At 32.2% G+C, this 23115-nt stretch carries 23 protein-coding genes; 4 read left to right on the top strand and 19 right to left on the bottom strand.

Translation table 11 applies throughout. From position 1 onward, the window contains the following. Positions 1 to 38: 38 nt before the first annotated feature. From recA to CS873_RS03145, 11 genes are all read right to left on the bottom strand, one after another. On the bottom strand, positions 39 to 1103 hold the full coding sequence (gene recA / locus CS873_RS03195; RefSeq protein WP_099974436.1) for a recombinase RecA: 1065 nt from the start codon (positions 1101 to 1103) through the stop codon (positions 39 to 41). An 83-nt stretch (positions 1104 to 1186) separates the two neighbouring features. Beyond that, on the bottom strand, positions 1187 to 1717 hold the full coding sequence (locus CS873_RS03190) for a CinA family protein (protein ID WP_099974435.1): 531 nt from the start codon (positions 1715 to 1717) through the stop codon (positions 1187 to 1189). 25 nt (positions 1718 to 1742) lie between these two features. Next, positions 1743 to 2327 carry a CDP-diacylglycerol--glycerol-3-phosphate 3-phosphatidyltransferase gene (pgsA, locus tag CS873_RS03185; RefSeq protein ID WP_099974434.1) on the bottom strand — a complete coding sequence of 195 codons (585 nt, stop codon included), beginning with the start codon at positions 2325 to 2327 and terminating at the stop codon, positions 1743 to 1745. Positions 2328 to 2347: 20 nt separating this feature from the next. Beyond that, entirely contained in the window at positions 2348 to 3181 is an 834-nt protein-coding gene (locus CS873_RS03180) for a helix-turn-helix domain-containing protein (RefSeq protein ID WP_099974433.1), read from the bottom strand. Positions 3182 to 3243: 62 nt separating this feature from the next. Continuing rightward, positions 3244 to 3966: an elongation factor P 5-aminopentanone reductase gene (gene ymfI / locus CS873_RS03175; RefSeq protein WP_169922476.1), complete on the bottom strand. Its 723-nt coding sequence runs from the start codon at positions 3964 to 3966 to the stop codon at positions 3244 to 3246. Next, positions 3963 to 5204 (bottom strand): EF-P 5-aminopentanol modification-associated protein YfmH, encoded by a 1242-nt coding sequence (gene yfmH, locus CS873_RS03170; RefSeq protein WP_099974431.1) that lies wholly within the window; start codon positions 5202 to 5204, stop codon positions 3963 to 3965. The genes ymfI and yfmH overlap by 4 nt, the downstream gene beginning before the upstream one ends. 3 nt (positions 5205 to 5207) lie before the next feature. Then, entirely contained in the window at positions 5208 to 6482 is a 1275-nt protein-coding gene (gene yfmF, locus CS873_RS03165; RefSeq protein WP_099974430.1) for an EF-P 5-aminopentanol modification-associated protein YfmF, read from the bottom strand. A gap of 2 nt (positions 6483 to 6484) precedes the next feature. After that, the gene (locus CS873_RS03160) at positions 6485 to 8890 is read right to left on the bottom strand and encodes a DNA translocase FtsK (protein WP_099974429.1); all 2406 of its coding nucleotides are present in this window, start codon (positions 8888 to 8890) and stop codon (positions 6485 to 6487) included. 113 nt (positions 8891 to 9003) lie between these two features. Beyond that, positions 9004 to 9402, bottom strand: a complete 399-nt coding sequence (locus tag CS873_RS03155; protein WP_099974428.1) for a DUF1149 family protein — start codon at positions 9400 to 9402, stop codon at positions 9004 to 9006. A gap of 14 nt (positions 9403 to 9416) precedes the next feature. After that, on the bottom strand, positions 9417 to 9926 hold the full coding sequence (gene trmL / locus CS873_RS03150) for a tRNA (uridine(34)/cytosine(34)/5-carboxymethylaminomethyluridine(34)-2'-O)-methyltransferase TrmL (RefSeq protein ID WP_099974427.1): 510 nt from the start codon (positions 9924 to 9926) through the stop codon (positions 9417 to 9419). Positions 9927 to 10113: 187 nt separating this feature from the next. Continuing rightward, positions 10114 to 11292, bottom strand: a complete 1179-nt coding sequence (locus CS873_RS03145) for an AI-2E family transporter (RefSeq protein ID WP_099974426.1) — start codon at positions 11290 to 11292, stop codon at positions 10114 to 10116. A gap of 75 nt (positions 11293 to 11367) precedes the next feature. On the opposite strand from CS873_RS03145, the gene CS873_RS03140 reads away from it, so the two are divergent. The 3 genes from CS873_RS03140 to CS873_RS03130 all read left to right on the top strand — a co-directional run bounded on the left by CS873_RS03140 (position 11368) and on the right by CS873_RS03130 (position 13954). Further along, on the top strand, positions 11368 to 12384 hold the full coding sequence (locus CS873_RS03140; RefSeq protein ID WP_099974425.1) for a lactonase family protein: 1017 nt from the start codon (positions 11368 to 11370) through the stop codon (positions 12382 to 12384). A 20-nt stretch (positions 12385 to 12404) separates the two neighbouring features. Further along, positions 12405 to 13235 carry an undecaprenyl-diphosphate phosphatase gene (locus CS873_RS03135; RefSeq protein WP_425435969.1) on the top strand — a complete coding sequence of 277 codons (831 nt, stop codon included), beginning with the start codon at positions 12405 to 12407 and terminating at the stop codon, positions 13233 to 13235. 80 nt (positions 13236 to 13315) lie between these two features. Continuing rightward, positions 13316 to 13954, top strand: a complete 639-nt coding sequence (locus CS873_RS03130; protein WP_099975334.1) for a copper homeostasis protein CutC — start codon at positions 13316 to 13318, stop codon at positions 13952 to 13954. Positions 13955 to 13980: 26 nt separating this feature from the next. On the opposite strand, the gene CS873_RS03125 is transcribed toward CS873_RS03130, so the two are convergent. The 3 genes from CS873_RS03125 to CS873_RS03115 all read right to left on the bottom strand — a co-directional run bounded on the left by CS873_RS03125 (position 13981) and on the right by CS873_RS03115 (position 15829). After that, entirely contained in the window at positions 13981 to 14643 is a 663-nt protein-coding gene (locus tag CS873_RS03125; protein ID WP_099974424.1) for a 2,3-bisphosphoglycerate-dependent phosphoglycerate mutase, read from the bottom strand. A 9-nt stretch (positions 14644 to 14652) separates the two neighbouring features. After that, entirely contained in the window at positions 14653 to 15534 is an 882-nt protein-coding gene (locus tag CS873_RS03120) for a cation diffusion facilitator family transporter (protein ID WP_099974423.1), read from the bottom strand. Positions 15535 to 15616: 82 nt separating this feature from the next. Beyond that, on the bottom strand, positions 15617 to 15829 hold the full coding sequence (locus CS873_RS03115) for a hypothetical protein (protein ID WP_099974422.1): 213 nt from the start codon (positions 15827 to 15829) through the stop codon (positions 15617 to 15619). Positions 15830 to 16016: 187 nt separating this feature from the next. Here CS873_RS03115 and CS873_RS03110 point away from each other — a divergent pair, with 187 nt between their 5' ends. After that, entirely contained in the window at positions 16017 to 16703 is a 687-nt protein-coding gene (locus CS873_RS03110) for a DUF5067 domain-containing protein (protein ID WP_099974421.1), read from the top strand. A 481-nt stretch (positions 16704 to 17184) separates the two neighbouring features. On the opposite strand, the gene CS873_RS03105 is transcribed toward CS873_RS03110, so the two are convergent. The 5 genes from CS873_RS03105 to CS873_RS03085 form a co-directional block, all read right to left on the bottom strand. Then, on the bottom strand, positions 17185 to 17931 hold the full coding sequence (locus CS873_RS03105) for a response regulator transcription factor (protein ID WP_099974420.1): 747 nt from the start codon (positions 17929 to 17931) through the stop codon (positions 17185 to 17187). After that, entirely contained in the window at positions 17932 to 19266 is a 1335-nt protein-coding gene (locus CS873_RS03100) for a sensor histidine kinase (protein WP_099974419.1), read from the bottom strand. 214 nt (positions 19267 to 19480) lie between these two features. Next, positions 19481 to 21613, bottom strand: coding sequence for a M13 family metallopeptidase (locus tag CS873_RS03095; RefSeq protein WP_169922440.1), 2133 nt, complete (start codon positions 21611 to 21613; stop codon positions 19481 to 19483). 107 nt (positions 21614 to 21720) lie between these two features. Beyond that, on the bottom strand, positions 21721 to 22104 hold the full coding sequence (locus CS873_RS03090; protein ID WP_099974417.1) for a DUF956 family protein: 384 nt from the start codon (positions 22102 to 22104) through the stop codon (positions 21721 to 21723). Between the two features lie 91 nt (positions 22105 to 22195). Beyond that, on the bottom strand, positions 22196 to 23110 hold the full coding sequence (locus tag CS873_RS03085; protein WP_099974416.1) for a PTS system mannose/fructose/sorbose family transporter subunit IID: 915 nt from the start codon (positions 23108 to 23110) through the stop codon (positions 22196 to 22198). Positions 23111 to 23115 lie beyond the last annotated feature (5 nt).

The raw sequence follows: 23115 nt of genomic DNA, 5'->3' as shown, positions 1-23115 counted from the left end.
CATAAATAAAAAAAAAGAGACTAAAAATGTCTCTTTTTTTATTCTTCAATATCATCGTCAGGAATTAATTCTGTAACTACTTCATCCTTTGATGACTCTTCTTCAGTACTCTTGTCCATACTGTAAGCTTCACGAACAGCTTTGCGAATTTCTAACATCTTATCTTGATTTTCAGATAGATACTTCTTGGCGTTCTCTCTACCTTGGCCAATTCTCTCATCATTGTATGAATACCATGATCCACTTTTATCGATGATATCTTTTTCAACGGCCATATCTACTAGTTCCCCAGTTTGAGAAATACCATGTCCATACATAATATCCACCAAAGCAACCTTAAATGGAGGAGCAACTTTATTTTTAACAACTTTTATTTTTGTACGGTTACCAATAACATCTGATCCGTCTTTAATTTGTTCAGATCTTCTAACTTCCAAACGAATAGTTGAATAAAATTTTAATGCTCGTCCACCAGGAGTAGTCTCGGGATTTCCAAACATAATTCCGACTTTTTCACGAATTTGGTTGATAAATAGTGCAATTGTTTTTGTTTTGTTGATAGAACCTGATAGTTTACGCAATGCCTGTGACATAAGTCTAGCTTGCAACCCAACATGAGAGTCCCCCATGTCACCTTCAATTTCAGCTCGTGGTACCAAAGCAGCAACCGAATCAACAACAACGATATCTACGGCACCACTGGAAACTAGTGCATCGGCTATTTCTAATCCTTGCTCTCCAGTATCTGGTTGTGACAATAGTAAATCATCAATATTTACACCCAATGCTGTAGCATAGGCAGGATCCATAGCATTTTCAGCATCAATATATGCAGCTGTACCACCATTTTTTTGTACTTCAGCAACAGCATGCAATGCTACTGTAGTTTTACCAGAACTTTCTGGTCCATAGATTTCAACAATTCTTCCTCGTGGAAATCCACCTACTCCAAGAGCATCATCCAAAGCCAATGATCCAGAAGAAACAGTTTGGACTTGAGTATTCAAGTCCTCACCCATTCTCATAATGGCTCCCTTACCAAAATCCTTTTCAATTTGTTTAATGGCTGTTTCTAGAGCCTTTTCTCTTTCGTCTTTGACCAAAATTTCTTCCTCCTACGAAGACAAGTTATTCTTTAAAGATAATATAACAGATTTTTTACTAAAAAGCGAACAAATGTTTGCTTTTATTTAAGAACATTTTTTATCATTAGAAAAGCACTTAGAACGGACTTATTTCTAATTAATTCCCTATCTCCTGTAAAATGAAATTCTTCAGTTACAACATTATCTTCCAAACTTACGCCTATAAACACTGTTCCCACTGGGTTACCTTCTAGTGGATCAGGTCCAGCAACACCAGTCAAACCAACACCCAAATTTGCATTCATTTTTCTTGCAGATTTAGTAGCCATATCAGCAGCAACTTCAGAACTTACAACGGTATTTTCTTCAATGACATTTTTTGATACACCAATCAAATCAATCTTGGACTGATCTGAATATGTTACAAAACCTCCCTCCAAGATTTCAGATGCTCCTGGAACATTTGCAACTGTTGCCAAAAATAACCCTGAAGTTAGACTTTCAGCAGCTGTAATTTTGATATTTCTCAATTTCAATTGATTTACAACTTCTTCAAATAAAAAAGAAAAATCAACTAAATTAAATTTAGCTAATTTTTCTATTTGAGTGAAATTTTCAATTTTATTATTCATAATCATTACTCTTTTAAAGTACGTTTTATTTTTTGAAAAGATCTTTTGTCTGTCTAAAGTAGTCATATCCTGAATACAAGGTAAATATTAGACAGATGTATAGCATAATCTCACCAAGTGGAATATGGATCATACTAAAGAAAATATTATGTAGCAACAGGAAAATAATTGCTAACATTTGTGTAACTGTTTTTATTTTACCAGGCATTTGAGCTGCCATAACAGTTCCGCCTTCTTCAAGAACCAACATTCTCAAACCAGTAACTGCTAATTCACGACAGACAATAATTGCGATAACCCATGCAGGAGCCATACCCAATTCTACCAAGAAGATAAAAGCAGTCATGACTAACATTTTATCAGCCAATGGATCAGCAAATTTTCCAAAATTTGTAACTAATTTATTCTTTCGTGCAATCTTACCATCAGCTAAATCTGTAAGAGACGCAATAATAAATACAATTGCAGCAAGTATATGATTACAAGGGATTAAGTCATTAAAAACATAAACATCCCCCAAATTTGTCCAACTAAATGCCAACAAAATAATAAATACCGGAATTAAAAGAATTCTGAATAACGTTAATTTATTAGGTAAATTCCATTCCATTTGATTTCTCGATTCTCTTTTTATTTAACTTTAAATGTATAAGTCTTTACTAAAGCTGAACTGGTAGATGATGAACTTGCTGTGCCTAAGTCCACATCTTTGTTGTTCAATTTGATAGTTGTGATGTTTGCATTACCTGTATGTACAGTAAATTGTTTAACATCCTTAGGAACAGTCGTTGATTTACTTTGTCCAGATGACAAGGCTTGTTGCCAAATGGTTTCTGAATCTTCTTCAACTTGAATCCAAGCTTGACCGCCAGTAGCTGTTACTTCTAGAGGTACACCATCACTAGGAATGTTTTCGATATTAAATGTATCATCTTCACTAGCTGCTTTTACAGAAAACTCTGTACTCTTAGTTTCTGTAGATTTTTTAGGTGTTGTTTTCTTTTTAGTTGCTGACTTAGTTTGAGAAGAACTATCCTTTGGAATCGTTACTTGAGAAGAATCATTTGAACGATGAGTCATTCCAAATACAACTACCCCAACTATCAAAATAATTACTACAACTACAATGATTTGTGGGATGTAATCTCTCATACGACTAAATAATGAAGGAGTATCATCCTTAACAGATCTAGTCTTAGTTTCAGTTTTTTCAGGTTGCTTGGGCTGTGAATCAGGAATGATCGATTTGTATTCTTCTAACAATTCATCACTTGATAAGTCAACAGCTTCCGCATATTGTTTTATAAATGCGCGCACATAAAAATCACCAGGAAGATGGTCAAATTGACCTTCTTCAATGGCAATCAAATATCTCTTTTGTAATTTTGTGATTTGTTGTAAATCATCAATTGTATAGCCTTTTTTAATACGTGCACTTCTTAATTTTTGACCGATTTCGTCCATGTCATACCACCGTATAAATAATTTAAATAATTATAACATATAACTTCTTATAATCGCTACTACTACAATAACCAGCCACCCGCAAAATAAATAGTTTGACCAGTTAAATAATTGGATTCCGAATTTACTATATAACTTACAAAATTTGCAATTTCTTGAGGTTGAGCCAATCGATTAGCTGGAATCTCATCTTTTATAGACTGCAAATCTTCTTTAGAAAATTCATTGTTCATCTTTGTTGCCACTGCACCAGGTGCAATAACGTTAACACTAATACCAAGTGATGCTACTTCTTTAGAATAGGCGTCTGCAAAAGTATTTATAGCACCTTTGACAGTACTGTAAACCACTTCCATTGCAGAACCAATTTTGCCATAGATTGAACCTATAAAAACTACTCTTCCGTGACCTGATTTTGCCAGCTTATCTTGGATATTCTTCAAAATAAGGATGGGGGTTTTTATATGTATATTAATTAAAGAACTAACTTCTGACTCATCTATGTCTGTTAATAATTTGTAGTACGTATTACCTTGAGCAAAAACAACGGCATCCACTTGAAAAAGTTGATCCAGCAAGCTGCTTACTTCACCATGATCCATATCAAATTGCACTGGAATAAAATCTTGATTTGGATACAAACTTTGCAATTCTGACAAAAGATCATCTATTCTAGACTTATTTTTATTGTAATGAAGATACAATGACCAACCATCTTGAGCTAATTTTTTTGCTACTTCATTTCCAATATCACCAGAACTCCCTATTATAAGTGCAAACATTATTTTTTCTCCGATAGTAAATGATAGTAAGTATAGTTATCCGGATTTAACACTAATTCTGCTACCTCATTCAAATCATTTATAGTGATACCGTCAATAATATCAATCAACTTCAAATAATCTGTGTCATAGAAATACAATTCTGCTACTTGATTAGCTATAGATTCAGGTGAATTTTGAGCAAAAACATATGAGCCTATTGCATCAAGTTTTATTTGTTGAAATTTAGTAGCAGTCAAAGCATTTTTTAGTATTTCTGTTGTTAAATGGCTACTCATAAATTCTCTGAATCCATCTGGTTTTGGTGTTGTTCCACTGATTATCACAAAACAATAATTGCTTTCTGCTACGACGTTGTATGAAAAACTGTCATCGATTATTCCTGAATTAGTTAACTCTTCATAATAATCTGAAGATTCTCCAACTAATGTCTCCATAACCATATTGATCTCAAATTGTAACTCAACCAATGATTTTGAAGTTTTATCTAAGTCAACACGAATACCAAATGAACTTCTGCTCTGACTAATTTCCATAGTATTTTGTCCACCGTCAGAAATTGGTTCAAAAGGTCGCATAATCTTGTTAGGCATAGGATCAGTGGCTTCAAGATCAAATTCATTTGCAATTTCTTCCACCTTGTCTATATCCACATTTCCTACTAGAACAAGATTCATATTTTTTGGTTGATAGTAGCGATAATATGTTGAAAGTAAATTTTCATTATTTATTTCTTTGAGTGATTCACTAGTTCCAGCAATATCAGCACTTATAGGATCATTTGGATAAAGCTGAGATAATATTTTTTGCTCTAAAACCCATTCAGGCATATCTAAGTACATCTGAATTTCTTGATCAATTATTCCTCTTTCAGAATTGACATTTTTCTTAGTGAAATAAGGATTACTTACTAAATCTAGCAAGATTCTCAAATTATCATATGGATTTTCAATTGTTTGAAATAAATATGCAGTCTTTGTATAGCTAGTATATGCATTAGTGTTAGCACCATATTCAGCAAATTTTTCGCTAACATCGTAACCAGGTTTAGCAAATAGTTTATGCTCAATAAAATGAGCTATCCCAGCAGGAAGTTGCTCACCATCTTCAAGCAATGTATTTACTGATCCAAAATTAACCATAACTAAACCATATATTTGGTTAAAATTAGGCATCTGAATTACTTGAATTTCAAATCCATTTTTTAATTTTCTTGTAACTTTTTCTAACTTTGCGACCATTGTTTAGTCTCCAATTAATTGATATTGTGCAATTACTTTCATAGAACTAGCTACCTCTGCAACTTGTGCAACATCTACTTTTTCTAACTCTACTCTAAATTTCTCATCATCTAATAATGATTGAGGATAAATAATATCCCAAATACTACGATTTATGTAGTGCTGAATTGAGTCACTTCCTATTAAGCGTCTAGTAGACATTACTTTTTTAGCGTGTTCAATCTGATCAGCTGATACATTACCATTTTTTATATAGTCTATTTGATCCGAAATTAATTCTACAGTTTTATTCAAAGAATTAGCATCTAACCCAGCGTGAATTGTAACTAATCGACTAATAGGTTGATACGAGCTTGATACAGAATAAGCTAAGCTATTCTTCTCACGCACTTCTTGGAATAACTGAGACTGATCATCCCCACCTAAGATAAGATTCATAATTTGTGGAGCCAAAAAACTGATATCTTCAGATATTTTTTCAGTAGTAAAAGCCTCAGCTATCCTACTTTGGTTGAGTTTTTTATGCTCTTTTTGAATAGCAGGAGTTTCCTTTAGTTCATCAAAATTATCAAATTTCAAATCTAAAGTAGGTCGTTCTTTTTGGAAAAATTCGGCTAACTGGCCATCTTCAAAAATATTGATGATTTCTTGTTCATCAACATCACCAACAACATTGATCACAACTGTGTCTTCAGAAATAACTTTTTTATAGTAATCTAATAATCCCTGATTAGTAATATTTTCAACTTGCTCAACTGTACCAAAAATAGGTAATTGTTTATTAACATTGTTCTTGTAAATCAAACGATTCAATGCCAAAGAACTAACTAAATCTTGATTGTCATCTATTGATAATAAATTGGAAATTAAGTTACTTTTCTCAGTATCAAAAGCAGTTTTTTCAAATAAATCGTTTTCAATATTAAGATTTATAATAATTTCTGACAATAATTCCAAATTTTCTTTTATTAAATTATCTCCACCAATCAAAAATTGTGGATCTGCAAATTCTGCACTGATAGCTAAATCGTTGTAATTAATTAATCCTCTAGTGTAAACATTAATTTCTGTACCGTAAAGTTCCATTTCACGGTCATTTAATTTCTTAAATGTAGGATATTTTTTTGTAGAATTAGACAATACATTTGCTAATAATCTACGTTGTGCGTTTTCATCCTTCAACAAAGGGCGTAAAAAATCTATTTGTACCTTGATAGTTCTAAATTTCTTCATTGGGATTATATTTAACACAACATTTTTTGCTATTTCTTTTCTCAAATCTAATTATCCGCCTGATTATTTTTTAGTTGTTCTAATTGTTCAGGAGTAATCAAAACTTTCCTTTGCTTACTTCCTTCTGATGGTCCAACAATTCCTTTTTCTTCCATCAAGTCTACAATTCTAGCTGCTCGATTGTAACCTATTTGGAATCTTCTTTGTAACATAGATGTACTTGCACCTTGTTGGTTTACGACTAATTCTAGCGCGTCATTCCAGTATTCATCATTAGGTTTTTCGTTACTTTCAGATGAATTTTCTTCTATATCTGTTGGTATCATTTCTTCATTGTACTCTGCTTCTTGCTGATCGCTAACAAAGTTTACAACATTTTCAACTTCTGTTTCAGAAATATAGGCACCTTGAACACGAGTAGGTTTACTTTTACCTATTGGTTGGAATAACATATCTCCTCTACCCAATAGTTTTTCTGCACCAACAGAATCTAAAATGGTTCTAGAATCAACACCACTTGATACAGCAAAGGCTATTCTTGATGGGATATTAGCTTTAATCAAACCGGTAATAACATCAACAGATGGACGTTGCGTAGCAATTATAATATGCAATCCAGCTGCACGAGCCATTTGTGCCAAACGAACAATTGCTGCTTCTACTTCATGTCCTGCTACCATCATCAGATCTGATAACTCATCTACAATTACGACTATGAATGGCAAACGTTCCATTTGTTGATCTTTTGAAGCTGTCTTATTAAATTCATCGACAGAGGAATTGTATTCGCCAATATTTCGATGATTTGTTTCTGCAAAGAGCTTATATCTTCTTTCCATCTCTTGTACAGCTTTTTGTAGCGCACCAGCAGCACGTCTTGAGTCTGTAACTACCGGAATTAACAAATGAGGTATACCATTATAAATATTTAACTCAACCATTTTAGGATCAATAAGAATTAATTTGACTTCATTTGGCTTAGATTTCATTAAAATACCAGTAATTATAGTGTTAATTGCAACAGATTTACCTGAACCTGTAGAACCAGCTATAAGTAAATGCGGCATTTTTGTGATATCTGCTTCTATTATGTTACCTGTAACATCCTTACCCAAAGGAACGGTTAATGGATGAATCTTATCGGGTTGTCTTTCAGTTATTTCTTTAAATGAAACTGTGGAAACTGTTGTATTAGGAACTTCAATACCTACAAATGATTTACCTGGAATTGGTGCCTCAATACGAATATCCTTAGCAGCCAATGCTAAGGCAAGATCGTCTGCAAGATTGACAATTTTACTTACTTTTACACCAACAGCAGGCTGAATTTCATATTTTGTAACTGCGGGACCCAAACTAGCTTTTTTAACTTCAACATCTACACCAAAACTCTTGAATGTAGCTTTTAATTTGTCTTTGTTTTGATCAATTAATCTTACTTCATCACTTTGATCAGCTTGAACAACATCAGTCAACAGATCAACAGATGGTAATTCATAGTTTTCATCTATAGAATTATTTGATTTTGTTTTATTTTCTACGGGTGTAGGTAAATCCTTATCTCCAGAGTTTCCCATGCCATGAGGCTGAGACATAATGGTTGCTGAAGGTTTTTCAGTAGGTTTTGTAGTTGATACAGTAGGTTGGTTAGGGATATCAATATGAAATTCTGATTCTGGCTCTTCCTTTTGAGTATCGTTAGCAAAAGTATTAATATCTTGAAATTTACTGTCATCCCTAACAACATCTTTTTGTGGTTTGTTTTCTGTATTTGATTTTTGATTTTCCTCACGTGTTTCTCGATAATTGTCTAATCCCTTGGAAGTAGATTCTTTCATCGATTTCATGCCATTCTTTATTTTAACAAGGACACTGGTTGTAAATATAGCAACCTGCTTCATTGTGAAATTAAATAACATCAAAATACCCACAACAATTAAAAATATTGTTACAAAGTAAGTCCCTGCGGTTGAAAACATTGGCATAAAGAAACCATATAGATAAGCTCCAATCATACCTCCACCTACAGATTGTTGAACAGCAACTTTAGCTATATCCGCAGATAATATGTTCCAAGTTACTTGAGCAAAGTTATGATACAGCTTCATTTGACCAAATAGTATGGCATGTAATAATACCAGAGAACCTAAATAAGTTATCAAAAAGCCAACATTTCGTTTCAGATTCATCATCGGGAATCGACCTGTGGCTATAACAAATACACTTGCAAAAATTGTTATTATTAATAGAACTGGATAACTATCCCCTACGAATATTCTATAAATATTATCGAAAAAGCGTCCTACTAAACCAAATTGAAACAATCCTAATACTGATAAGACAATAAATACTAAACTAACAACAGAACCTACTATACGTTCATTCTGGTTAGTTTTTTTACTAGAATTTTTGCTAGTTTTTTTAGACTTTTTCTTTGCTACTTTTTTAGCCATTAATTATTCACCCATTTTGCTCAATATTACTTTAAATTATACCTTTATCTCATAAGAAAAAGAGATTTCTAAAATTAATCTTAAAAAAATAACAGCCTATAGGCTGTTATTTTTTATTGATTTTCATTTGCTGTGAAGTTAAGTGAAACACCTTTGTTCAAAGTTATTGCTGTTACTTGATATGTAAGAGTTTCAATATACTCTATTAGTGGTCGACTTAATCTTTTGATTTCTTCTCCATCAATTTCAGAAGCATCACCATGGAAATCTACCAATTGAATTACTTGTCCAAGCAATCCGGTTACCCTAAATGGTGCATTTTCTGTGTGAATATCAAAAGGAATCACAATTTGGAAAAATGCACCTTCTGAATCATCTAATACATTTCCATCTTGATCTTTTAAGTCAGGTTTTACCATATTAACTTGAATATCTTGGCTAACCTCAGCTGTTTGTGCTTCAACGTCGTAGTGAAAACTGTCAACTTGAATTGGTCCCCTATTTGCCTTCATAAATAAAAACTCCTTTAATCTAATTTATCATTTTCATAATGGTGCGATAATTCTAATCCTGCAAAGTTTTGTTGTCTTATAGCTTCATAAATAACTAGTGCACAACTATTTGCTAGATTCAACGCGCGAATATTATAACTCATAGGAATACGTAAACATTTTTCAGGATTCTTACGCATAAATTTTTCAGGCAATCCAGTAGTTTCTTTACCAAATAAGAAATAATGATCAACATCTGTATCAGAAAAATCGTTGTCACTATAAATTTTATCTGAAAATTTTGTAATGAGGTATAAGTATTGATCATCAGGAACGGAATCCAGAAATTCGTCCAAATCATCATGATAAGTTATCTTAACCTTATCCCAATAATCCAAACCAGCACGCTTCATCTGTGCATCATCTGTACTAAATCCTAATGGTCTAATAAGATGTAATTCCGTATTAGTTCCCGCACACGTTCTTGCTATATTACCAGTATTTGCTGGCATTAGGGGTTCATATAATACAATATGATTTGTCATTTTTGAATATCCTTTATTTTTTTATTAAAAAAACGCATACCCTCGGTTATAAACACAGCAAGGGCATACGTTAGTGATCTTCATGATTTATTTGCTTTTATCAAAACTTATTCTGAGAAAAACAGATAAACGTAAAGTATAAACTATATTATAGACACAACATCTATGTTTATCAACCCATATAAACTTACTTCTCTGTATCTTCTGTTTCTTCAACTATTACTTCTGGTTCATCATACCAATCATTATTTTTCTTTACCCATTCAAACACTCTTACGAACAGGATTTTCAAAATAGCAAAGATTGGAATACCAGCTATCATTCCAACTAATCCATACATTCCTGCTGAAACTAGCAGAACCAAAATAGTTGTGACTGGATGCATTTGCATCTTGTTACCAACAATAATTGGTGAAACAACACGAGTTTCAATAGTTTGCTCAACCACAAACACAATCAAAACTTTCAATATCATTGAAGGAGCGACAAATGCAGCAATAACTAATGAAGGGATTAAAGCCAATGTTGAACCAACATAAGGAATTAAGTTTAAAATACCCGCAATAATTCCTAGCACTAGAGCATACTTTTGACCGATTATTAGATAACCAACAAAGAACATTACTGCTACCCAGAAAGCGACTGTCAACTGACCTGTAATATATGAGCTAAGAGACTGACTAATTTCTGATAAAGTTTCGCCAGTTGATTTCTTTAACTTTGTAGGTACATATTTCAAAATTGATTGTTTAAACTTCTTATCATCTTTTAACATGAAGAATAAAATAAATGGAGCTGTCAACAAGATAACAACAATATTTGTAACGATCCCTACAGCAGAACCGATGTTATTAAATGCACTCGGTGCCATTTTCTTCAAGGCGTCTTGTAAATGAGCTGATATACTACCATCAGATCCTTCAAAATTCTTCTTAAAGTAGCCTAACTTTGGATCATCTAATAATTTATCTAAACTATTATTCACTGAAGTCCAGTATTGTGGCCAATTCTTTATCAATGAATCTATTTGATTTTGCAAAAATGGAATTAACGACATAACTCCCCAAACCAACAAAATGGCAATGATAACAAAAACAAAACTTATTGAGATAACTCGATTAATATTAAATTTTCTTTCTAAAACATTAATCAGTGGATTGATTAGATAGTAAAGAACAAGTGCCAGTAGTACTGGCGGCAAAATAATATTTAAAATTCCCCATAGAGGATTAAAAACAGATTGAATTTTTGTAAATACAAAAATTATTAAAAACAGTAAAAAGATATTAAAAAGAATTACAGTTGCTCTATTATTTAAAAATAATCGATAGAACCAACTTTTTTCATTATCACGTTGAGATTTCATAATGGCTCCTAGTAGTATCAAAAATTTATTAAGAATATTATACTGTATACTATATCATTATCGGAGGTAAATTTTATGCAAGAAAATGTCTTATTTAGTGGTTATACAAAAAACGATGGTAAAGGTGTCTACAAATCATCTCTAGATACTGAGACAAATACTCTGACTACACCTGAACTATTAGTTGAACTTAACAATCCTACATACATCGATGTAACGAATGATTTAAAATTAATTGCCTTGGCAAAGGATGGCGATAAAGGTGGAATCGTTGTCTACGACATAAATAACGAACCAACTCTTTTGGATAGTGATTTTTCAGAATCTACCTCTCCTTCTCACGTTAAGTTCGATGAGAGCAGACGTCTAATCTTCAGTGCTTACTTCCATTTAAGTAAAGTAAAGATTGATCGTCTCAATGAAGAAAATAAAATTGAACATCTATCAGAGATCAACTTCACAGGATCAGGTCCTAGACCTGAACAAGATCAATCTAAACCTCACTATAGTGCACTTACACCAGATGGTAAATTAATAATTTGTGATTATGGTAATGATCATATCTCTATTTACGATATTGACGATCCGTACAATCCTAAATTATTAACTGATTGCCTTGCACCATCTGGATATGCTCCTAGACATTTGGTATTCCACCCTGAGGAATCTATTGCATACGTTGCATGTGAGTTATCTTCAAAGGTCTTAGTCATGAAATATGATGAAGAAGACTCAAGACTTACATTGATTGATGAAGTTTCTGCCACTAAAGATGAACAAAAAAATACCACTGCTGCTATCAGAATAAGTAAAGATGGTAAATATGTATATGTCTCTACTCGTGGTGCAGATACTATAGCCATTTTTGAAACATCTGATTATGGTAAAAGATTACGTAAAATTACTACCCTCAAAACTTTAGGTCAAGGACCTAGAGACTTCGATCTTGATCCCACAAATGATTATTTGGTTGTTGCTAACCAAGATTCAAATAATGCTACACTATTCAAACGTAATCCAAATAAAGGAGTACTTACTGAAATTCAAAAAGATATTGCACTTCCTGAATCAGTTTGTGTACACTTTATTTAATCAATGAATAGGAGAATATTATGATAGTAGAATTATTTAAAACAATAATTTTGGGAATTATCGAAGGTTTCACAGAATTTCTACCAATCAGTTCTACCGGGCATCTTTACCTAGCTGATGAATTTGTTCGTTTGAATGAACCAAAAGCATTTATTGACATGTTCATGGTTGTAATTCAATTTGGTGCTATATTGGCGGTTATTCTCATTTACTTCCACAAGTTGAATCCATTTTCACCAAGAAAAGATTCTCTAGAAAAACGTCAAACTTGGGATATTTGGTTTAAGGTTATCATTGCAATATTACCATCTGTAATTGTTGGGCTTCCTCTTAACAACTGGATGGAACAAAATCTTACTAGTTGGCAAGTTATAGCTTCCACATTGCTTATCTACGGTATTTTATTCATCGTTATTGAAAACTACGCCAAGGATAAAAAACCAAGCACTACTTCCTTAAATAGTTTGTCATATAAAACAGCTTTTGCAATTGGATTATTCCAAGTATTGGCATTAGTTCCTGGTACTTCTAGATCTGGTGCTACTATCCTCGGTGGTATAGTAATCGGTGTTTCAAGATTTGTTGTTACTGAATTTTCATTCTTCCTAGCAATACCAACTATGTTTGGTGCCTCACTTTTGAAGATCGTTAAATACTTAGTTGATGGCAATACTTTCTCAATGGATCAAACTATTATTTTACTAGTTGGTACATTAGTTTCATTTATTGTTGCTTATATCTCAATTAAGTTCTTATTAGACTACATCAAGAAAAACGACTTCAAAATATTTGGTTGGTACAGAATCATACTTGCAATTATTGTTATCTTATATTTCGGATTTGTTAGATAAATTAGAGAGCTATTTTTATAGCTCTTTTTTTATTGACCTGTATAATGTAACTATTATGTTTACAAAAGGACGTGAATATCATTTATAAAGAAGTTGCAGTTGAGAATTTTAGTGATATCCCATTGATGGTGATGTCTGGCGCTAATAGAATTGAATTAAATGACAACCTTGCTGTTGGGGGAACAACCCCAAGTCTAGGTATCGTTCAAGAGACTAGCAAATACCTTCAGGAAAAGGGTATTCCACTAGTAGAAATGATTCGCCCTCGTGGGGGTAATTTTGTCTATAACGATATAGAATTAAAAATGATGGAAGCCGATTTATTTCAAGCACAAAAACTTGGAATAGATGCTGTTACATTTGGTGCATTAACTAAAGATGGAGATATTGACGAAGAAGCCATGGAATTATTAATTGGTTCTTCATATGGCATGCAGATAGTATTCCACATGGCATTTGACGCTATTCCTCTTGAAAAACAATTTCACGCTATTGATTGGTTAATTGAAAACAATGTAGATCGTATCTTAACACATGGTGGCGCATTGGATATTCCAATTGAAAATACGATTGATCATCTTAAAGAAATCATCGAATATGCTGCTGGAAGAATAGAAATTCTTCCAGGTGGAGGTATCAACTATGATAACTGTGATGATATTGCAAAAGAGCTAAACGTCAATGCTCTTCATGGAACACAAATTATCAATCCAAAATAAAAAGTCGACCTATATTGGTCGACTTTTTATTTAGAAGAAATTATATCCAATTCATTATCAAACTCATAAATTACTGGATCTCCATTTTCAACTTCAATCCCATCTATTCCTTCATCACTTATTTGTTCGATATATTTCATCAGAGCACGTATTGTACTTCCATGAGCAACTACTAATTGATTCTTACCATCCTTCAACTTAGGAGCGATAACATCTTGAAAATATGGCATTATTCTAAGATAAGAATCATAAAGACTTTCTGATTTAGGCATTATCTCTGGATCTAAATTTCTATACGGTCCGACTAACTCATCTCTTCTATCTAACAATGGTGGCCTAGAATAGAAACTTCTTCGCCACAATTGTACTTGTTCTTTACCGTACTCTATTCGAGTAGCATCTTTATTCTTGCCTCTGAGAGCTCCATAGTGACGTTCATTCAATCTCCACGTCTTAGTTATAGGAAGTGAATTAAGATCGTTATAATCTGCAATTATATACGCCGTTTTGATAGCTCTTTTTAAAACCGATGTATGTATTTCAGATATTGGAATATTGCTTATTATTTTAGCGGCATCACGTGCCTGCTGTTCACCCTTCGGAGTTAAATCAACATCATTCCAACCGGTATATTCATTTTTTGCATTGGCAGTACTTTCGCCATGCCTAATCAAAATTAATTTTGCCATATATTATTCCTATTCAATTAGAGGTTTATCCAGACCTCTGTCACATTCAGCCTGTAGCGTGACATGCGAAATATTAAACTTCTCTTTCAACAAATTACCTACTCTAGAATAAATCTCATCTAGTTCTGATAAATTTAAATTCTTTTGTACGTTTATATGGGCATCAAGAATACAGTAGTTCTCATCAATCATCCAAATATGAACATGATGTATTCCAACAATTTCAGGTATTTCAAGAAGAGTTGACTGAACTTCTTCCAAATCTATTTCTGGACTGGACTCCATCAAAATATTTGTGGATTCTTTTATTACGTCAAATGCTTCTTTTAAAAGCCATATAGCTATAACAATAGTGATGACGGGATCAACCCAAGTCCAATTGAACAATGTCACAAATACTGAAGCAATAACAACTCCTACAGATGACAAAGTATCTGATAACATATGTAAGAAAGTAGCCCTAATATTCAAATTATTCTTTGTGCCTGAAAATAGAATAAGCATTGAGATAAAGTTAGCAACTAAACCGACAATAGCTACAATCATCATCAATTTTCCATCAATTCTTTGTGGCGAACCTAAACGATTTATTGACTCTACAACCATGAAAACAGTTATAACTATCAGAACACTAGCGTTTACAAAGGCAGCTATAATTTCTGCTCTCTTGTAACCAAAAGTTTTAGCGGCATCATTTTTCTTTCCACTAATGAGATCAGCTATGTATGCAATTATTATCGATAAAGTATCTTGTAAATTATGTAATGCATCAGATAATAACCCCAGACTACCTGACACAAGACCACCTATAAATTCAGCAATGGTAATTACAACATTTAATAATGTAACTATCAAAAACTTACTTCCTGATGTTTTATGTGTTTCATCCATGATTGTCACCTCTAAGTCATATGATAGCAAAAACGCACAAAAAAAGAACCTCCTACATGTAGAAGGTTCTTTAAAATAAAGATTATTTAGAAGTCTTACTTGCAATAATTTTAATTGGCGCTGTACAGTCTATTGTTTCAGAAAATGTACGAGTAATATAACTCATCATACCTTCACGGGCTTCTTTCTTAGAAACGTTATGACAAACGCGCTTCTTAGCAATTGATTGGCCAGATTTACTATGAAATTGACATGTTACTTCATAATCACCATTATCATTACCAAAAAACAACATCAGCCTATCCCCCTAGTTAATATTTATTTTAATATATATGTTTTTTCGACTAGATAGTTATACCACTTTTTAAAAATGTATTCAATATTTTCAGACGTATATTTTTAAAAAAAATTATTAAATTTAGAACAGAAGATTTTGTTCACAAATAGTATAATGAAAATAGATTAATTTCAGAGGAGACATCATGGATAATAGCAAATTACCATCTAGACGTTCCATGCGAAAAAGAAAGCAACCTTTTTATAAAAAACGTAGCTTTTTAATTAGCTTAATAGTTGTTATTTTTATAATAGTAGTTGGAGGTTTAACTTATTATTTCAATCATGACAACAAGACAAATGATACTCAAGTTGAAAATGTTCAAAAAAATAAGAGTAAGCCTAAAAAAAATACCAAAAAATCTGCTAAGCAAGCAGATGCTAATGTCACTGATGACACTCAATCTGATAACTCCACTTCTAGTGAAATTAAAAACGCAGGTACTTATAATGCTTTAACTTATAAGTCAGATTGGTTTACATTCAAAATATCAAATGATGTGAAATTAGTAAAAGATGCTAGTGGTTCTCCTGCACTACTTATCAAATATAATTACACAAATAAAACAAATTCAAAACAAACACCGCAAGTTGTTCAAGCCAACTATATGGTAATCAAACAAGACGGAGTTGAATTACAACCTACTACAGCTGCTAGTGATTACGCAGATATAGTAAATGGATCAAATAACGGGCTTGTTCTTCCTAACCAGTCATTTGATGGTGCTCTATTAGTAAAAGTTAACGACACTGAAACGCAAGTTAATATGTACTTCAAGAACATTAAAACAAATGAGCTACTAGATACAAATCAACCATTCAATCTTAAGTAAAAATACCCAATCCATAAGGATTGGGTATTTTTTATTTCTGGAACAAAAAAAATCCTAGCCTCGCAAGCTAGGATTTTATATATATAAAAGTTAATCATTACCAGAACAAGAAATGAACTATTCGATTTCTTGATAATTAACTTAATTCTCTTATTTTATATAATTGATTTTTAGGGAAAATCGTTTGAGAAGTTTTATTTGTTTAATAAGAGAAATACTATATTCACATGAAAATGTAACACCAGCATCTGTTTCTTATTCATACCTTAATCTTGTGCTAACAAATCAGAATTAAATGCCCCCGCAAAGTTATCTGAAAAATTAGGTATGAGTGTAACAAATGAATTACATCAAGGATGTAAGTTTCGCATAACTAACTTACAAGTAATATTATATAGCCTATATATTACCAATGACCAAAAAAAATATAAACGTATCGATTTCCGATATAAACGTTTATATTTTCGCTTTTGATCATTTATTAGTTAATTTTATTAAGATTTTTTGATAATTCTTTGGCTTTTCTTACCGAAACATTAGCTTCCATTCCGTTATCGAAAAATAATTTTTTCTCATCTATATCAAATGATTCAATATTATCTAGATTAACCAAGTAACTGCGATCTGTTCTAAATAAATGATCAAACTGTTCTTCAATTGTATTCAAGTTAGATTTAAAGATGGTCTCTTTTGTTTTAGATACCAAGATTACCTTTCCCGGATTCTCTTTTGTAGTGTACAACATCAAAACATCATCCATGGGAATAGAGAATACTCTAGAACCTATCTTGTAACTAAAAATATTCTTTTGCACAAGTGAAGATTGCTCAAACTTTTTCATTGATAACTCAATATCATCAGCAATATGCTTTCTAATATTCTCATATCCCTCATCTTTGATTACATAGTCTAGAGGACCAATTCTTCTATCTAAGGTTAAGAGAGTCATTTCTGAATGAGTAGTTATAAAAACTATATCAGCGAATGGCATTTCAGATCTAATATACTCAGCTGTTTCAAGACCAGCCTTGCTATTTTCACCAATTTCCATGTCCAAAAAGAACAGTCCATTCTCGCTAGGTTCAAAATTTTCTTTGAAACTATCGACACTCTGAGCTGCATAAACTAGATTAGCAGACAAATCGTTAATCATTATATAATTTGAAATAAAATCACGATAAAATTCTATTTGCTTTGGATTATCTTCCATTACATAAATTGGAAACAACTAATTATCCTCCAAAATCCCCAATGTCATAATCAATTGATTATTTTTTACTTCCGCATCTAAATATAAATTGTCATCTTCATCGACAATTCTTTTTACGTTAGACAATCCAACTCCGCGGTCTTCACCCTTTGTCGAATATCCCATTTTAAATAATCTACTAACATTGACATCCTCAACCAGTTCATTTGCAACTGATATTTCTAGATTATCGCCATAGTCAACAATAGCACAAGTAATGCTATTTAGATCATGCTTTTCAGCATATTCTAAGGCATTATCGATAAATATACCCACAATTCTAACGATAGACAGCGAGTTATGTTTAATTTGAATATCAGAATCTAATTCTAGTTTCAGACTTATATCTTTTGAGTTAGCTTCAAAATATTTTTGTACAATTATTCCTTTTAGTGGTGCATTAAGTATTCTCTTAGCCTCCACAATCGAGCTATCTTGAACATCCATAATCGAATTATTTTCAACTAATTGATCATAGTATTCTTTAAAATCATTTTTGTCGGAATCCATTTCGCTCATTGAAAGAACTATATTTTTAAAATCATGCCGGAATCTTCTTATATCTGTATATTGTTTTTCAATACTTTTTAAATATATTTCAAGTTGTTGATTTTGTTTTATTTCATTGGCAGTTTCCTGTTTAAGAACGTAAGCACTGGTAAATTGGCTAATTATAATACCCATTAAAATGATAAAAATTGTGAAAATGATAACCAGAGCAAATAAAAATACAGCAGTAACTTGTTCTATATCACACACTATTAACAAAATCTCTAGCGAAACAAATAATCCTGATACTAGCCAAAAAATCTGATTGTGCATATTGTACTGTGAAAGTTGTAAGTTCCAATTTTCAAAGTAGGATTTGTCTTTTTTTATAATAATAGCAAAAATAATGGACAGAATATAATTTAGAACTATTGCTAAAACAATTATTCCACCATATTTGATATTATTAGAGTTCAAATTCCAATCATTATTAATCAGAGCAAAAATCACTCTAAATATAAAAACTGAAATGATATTTGAAATCATCTGTAGAATAGTTATTAAAATTAGAACATTAGTATCTTGTATATTAATCCAGATTTTCCTTTGAAGAAGCATTGCCAATATTATATTAAAAATCACGAATAGTATTATACCGGCATTCCCAACAAAAATTGTTATGAAACCAAAGAAAGCCGAAGTAACAACGGATATACCTATTGTTCTCCAGCTTAATTTTCTTGTAACAAAATATGTTAGCAAACTAATAATGAAATAGTTTGAGAAATTCTGGACTAATAACAACCATACGTTGACATTAATCACAAAAAATCACCTCAATTATTATTTAAAGATTGCCATGATTTGACCCCATGGGTCTTTTGTTGTTGCACCATACATATATGATGATGTAGCTGATGTACCTAATAAACTTGCGATGTTTGACATGTGAATACCTCCAATTTATATATACTATAGCACTATACTACTACAATTCTATTATAAAAAAAATCAAATTCAGTAAATTTATTTATTAATTTTAAACTTCCCACAATTTAACTCTTTGATCGTTGTTCAACCACATACCATCTTTAGGTGTAATTCCATAAGTATCATAGAATGCATCTAAATTTTGTAAATTAACATTTACACGATATACACTTGGTGCATGAACATCATTTATTGTAGCAAGAACGTAATTTGATCCTTCTTTTGATTTATTAACTGAAGCATAGTTTTCAAAGAATTCCTTAGCATCAAAACCATCAACTTTAGATGCAGCTTCATAAGCTACTGATAGACCGCCGTTATCCGCTAAGTTTTCATCAACGGTATTGACTCCACTGACAGTTAATCCTTGATCTTGTAATCCTTCAAATTCATTTTCCATGGCTTGGACGATTTTGTTATAGGCTGCTTTATCACTTGCAGTCCACCAGTTATTCTCAATACCGTTTTCATCATACATTGAACCTTTGCTATCAAATGCATGTGACAATTCGTGTCCGATAACTGTACCTAAGCCACCATAATTCTTAGATGCATCTTGATTAACATCAAAGAATGGGGAATTCATAATTCCAGCAAATATGAAGATTGAATTTGATTGACGGCTGTACATTGCGTTAGAAGAAAGTGAACTATTTCCACCCCAATCAGAACGATCAACTGGTGAATAATAATTATTAAATTTATTCATTCTAGATAATGTAGCTAAATCAACTGTATTTTCATATACACTCTTCGCAGAATCAATACTATATTTACTAAAGTATGAAAAATCCTGTTTTGGATAGCCTACGTTAACAGAAATATTATTTAATTTATCCAGTGCAGCTGATTTAGTTTCATCACTCATCCAGCTACTATTTGAGATAGCATCAGAATAAGAGTCCATGATATTTTGAGTCATGTCAGTTACAGCATTTATCTGTGCATTAGTTGTAAATTTACTACCAAAATGTTGGCTAAATGCATCATTGAAAGCATAACTAGTTAAGAAATATGCAAACTTAGAATGATCAGTTTCAGTTGATTTATCAGATGCATATTCATTAGCAAAACTATTTAGATAAAATGCTCTTTGAATAATTTGTGCTGTTAACATCCAATCTCTCAAATATGAAAAATTATCTGGTGTTAAAATCTGATTTAAGCTGTAGAAATAAGATGGATTTTCAATATATAGATGATCTGGAACGCCACCTATCAATTCGTTAAAGAAACTATCAAAATCAAGATATGTACTTAGTTTACTGAAATCTTCTCCACTATACTGTGTGTACCCAGAATATGTGTCCCCTTCAGAATCTTGATCTTCATATTCATTTAAATCAGAAGGATTTTGAATTTTAATAAGTAATTCATCAAACTTTTTAGTGCTTGTAATAATATCTTCTATATCAGAAAATGAATAACCTAAACTTGTCAGAATTTGACCGATATTATTTTGATATTGTTGCAATGTTTCATCATCAGAACCATCTGCACTAGTTAATAAAGGACCTATACCCTTCATATATAAAGCATATCGTGTATAGTCATTTTGATCTCTCGCAATATCAACATCAAATGGTAAGACATATCCCTCTTTATAATAAGCGTAAAGCATATTGCTTAGTTCACCAATATTTTGCAAATTAGAAATAGCCTTTACTTCAGCTGCTAATCCGTTGGAAGCTGTATCGTTATTAATAGGTGTATTTACTAGATAGTTGTAATATTCAACTGCCTTATTGATATTTGCATCAGATGTTTTTTCATTGCCGTTAACATAATCCATGAATGCATTATATGTTTTATCATCAATACTTTTATTTGCATCTGCTATAGTTCCAGCAAAACTGTCAGGGTCAACATTAGTAGATGAAATCCAGCTACCATTTTCCCCGTAATAGTAATTATCCTCTGGAGATACGTTGGAAACATTGTTTACCTGTGAACCACCCACTGTACCCTTAACATCTGAAGAATCATCAGTGCTGGTAGCTGTTGTCGAACTATCTGTAGTAGATGATTTTGTAGTAGTGCTTAAACTGGCATCAGAGCTAGACACACTTGTTGTTTCTGCCGGACTGATTGTGTCAGCCTTTACTACGTCTTGTGAAACAACAGTTCCCAGAAGCACTGCTGAAAATAGAAATACTGATTTAATTAACTTTTGCTTTTTCATTAATAACATCCTCACATATAATTACCATTTTCAACTATATTACAAAATTATGCAACAAAATCTTATGATAAAAATAATAAAAAAAAGAGCATAAATATTATGCTCTTTTACTTGTTCTTTTTTCTACTAAATAGATTTTTCAAACCATTAGATAATACTTTGAAGAATCCTAGTGATTTAACAATCTTATCTGGATCGATATAAACTCTTATTGCACGTAAAACACTTTTAGGATCTTTAGCAGAAAATGTATATGTTCCGTTTGTCTTTGTCTTTAAGGCAAATCTAGGTATCCATTTGCCTCCAAAGAGAACAGATACAATTACTATATCAACTTCGTCCCAAGGTAGTTGAATATAATTATTTATATTTCTATCGCTATAAAATTCAAAACCCTTATCACCGACCATGATTTTCCCATAGTCTGATAATCCTAAATGTGAAGTTCCGTTTATAACTAAATCTGATTTTGTATTGATTGATTGAACCATTTAATAATGCTCCATTTCTATATATGCCTTTTTAAATTATAACAAAGTAATAAAAAAGATGAACTCAAAATGAGATCATCTTTTTTATTTATTACATAAGATTTAATAGATGAAAAATAATACCAACAAAGAACAATCCAAAAATAATGATAATTGGAGAGATCTTCTTCTTAAGTAACCACATACAGAAGAATGTTAGTAGCAATGCTGCAAGACCTGGAATTAAACTATCCAAATTATCTTGAAGTGTTGTTACTTTTGTTGATGTCAAAGATAGACCTTGTCCTTGTTGAATCAAAGCTTGTTGTATACCCTTAGCACCATGTGCTAGGCTATCCCAATGAATATAAGCATTCTTATCTAATGGGGCTGTAGATACTACTGGGGTAAATTTAATTGAAACCCACCTATTTACTAGTGCTCCCAATATGAACATACCTAGAATAGATGCACCTTTGGTAATATCTTGTAAAACACCGCCTGACAAGTCATCAGTAATTCTTGAACCAGCTCTATAACCTAATTCTTGTGTATACCATGTAAATAGCATACGAATAACATTCCATGCTACGAAGAAAATGATTGGTCCCATGATGTTTCCAGCGATAGCCATTGATGCACCTAGAGCACCAATAATAGGTCTAACTGTAAACCAGAAAACTGGATCACCGATACCAGCAAGAGGTCCCATCATACCAACTTTAACACCTTGAATAGCTGCATCATCAACAGGTGCACCAGTTGCTCTTTCTTCTTCAAGGGCAAGCGTAACACCCAAGATTGGTGAAGCTACATAAGGATGAGTATTAAAGAATTCCAAGTGACGTTCTAGAGCTGCCGCACGGTCTTCCTTAGTTTTATATAATTTTTTGATAGCTGGAATCATTGAGTAAGCCCAACCACCATTTTGCATACGTTCGTAGTTCCATGATCCTTGTAAGAAAGTCGAACGCCACCATACTGACAATCGATCTCTTCTTGTTAATTTCTTAGTATTATCTGCCATAATCG

Source organism: Companilactobacillus metriopterae (assembly GCF_002762335.1).
GTDB classification, from domain to species: domain Bacteria; phylum Bacillota; class Bacilli; order Lactobacillales; family Lactobacillaceae; genus Companilactobacillus; species Companilactobacillus metriopterae.
The sequence above is the reverse complement of the archived record's forward strand: the minus strand, read 5'-3'. Positions and strand labels throughout refer to the sequence as shown.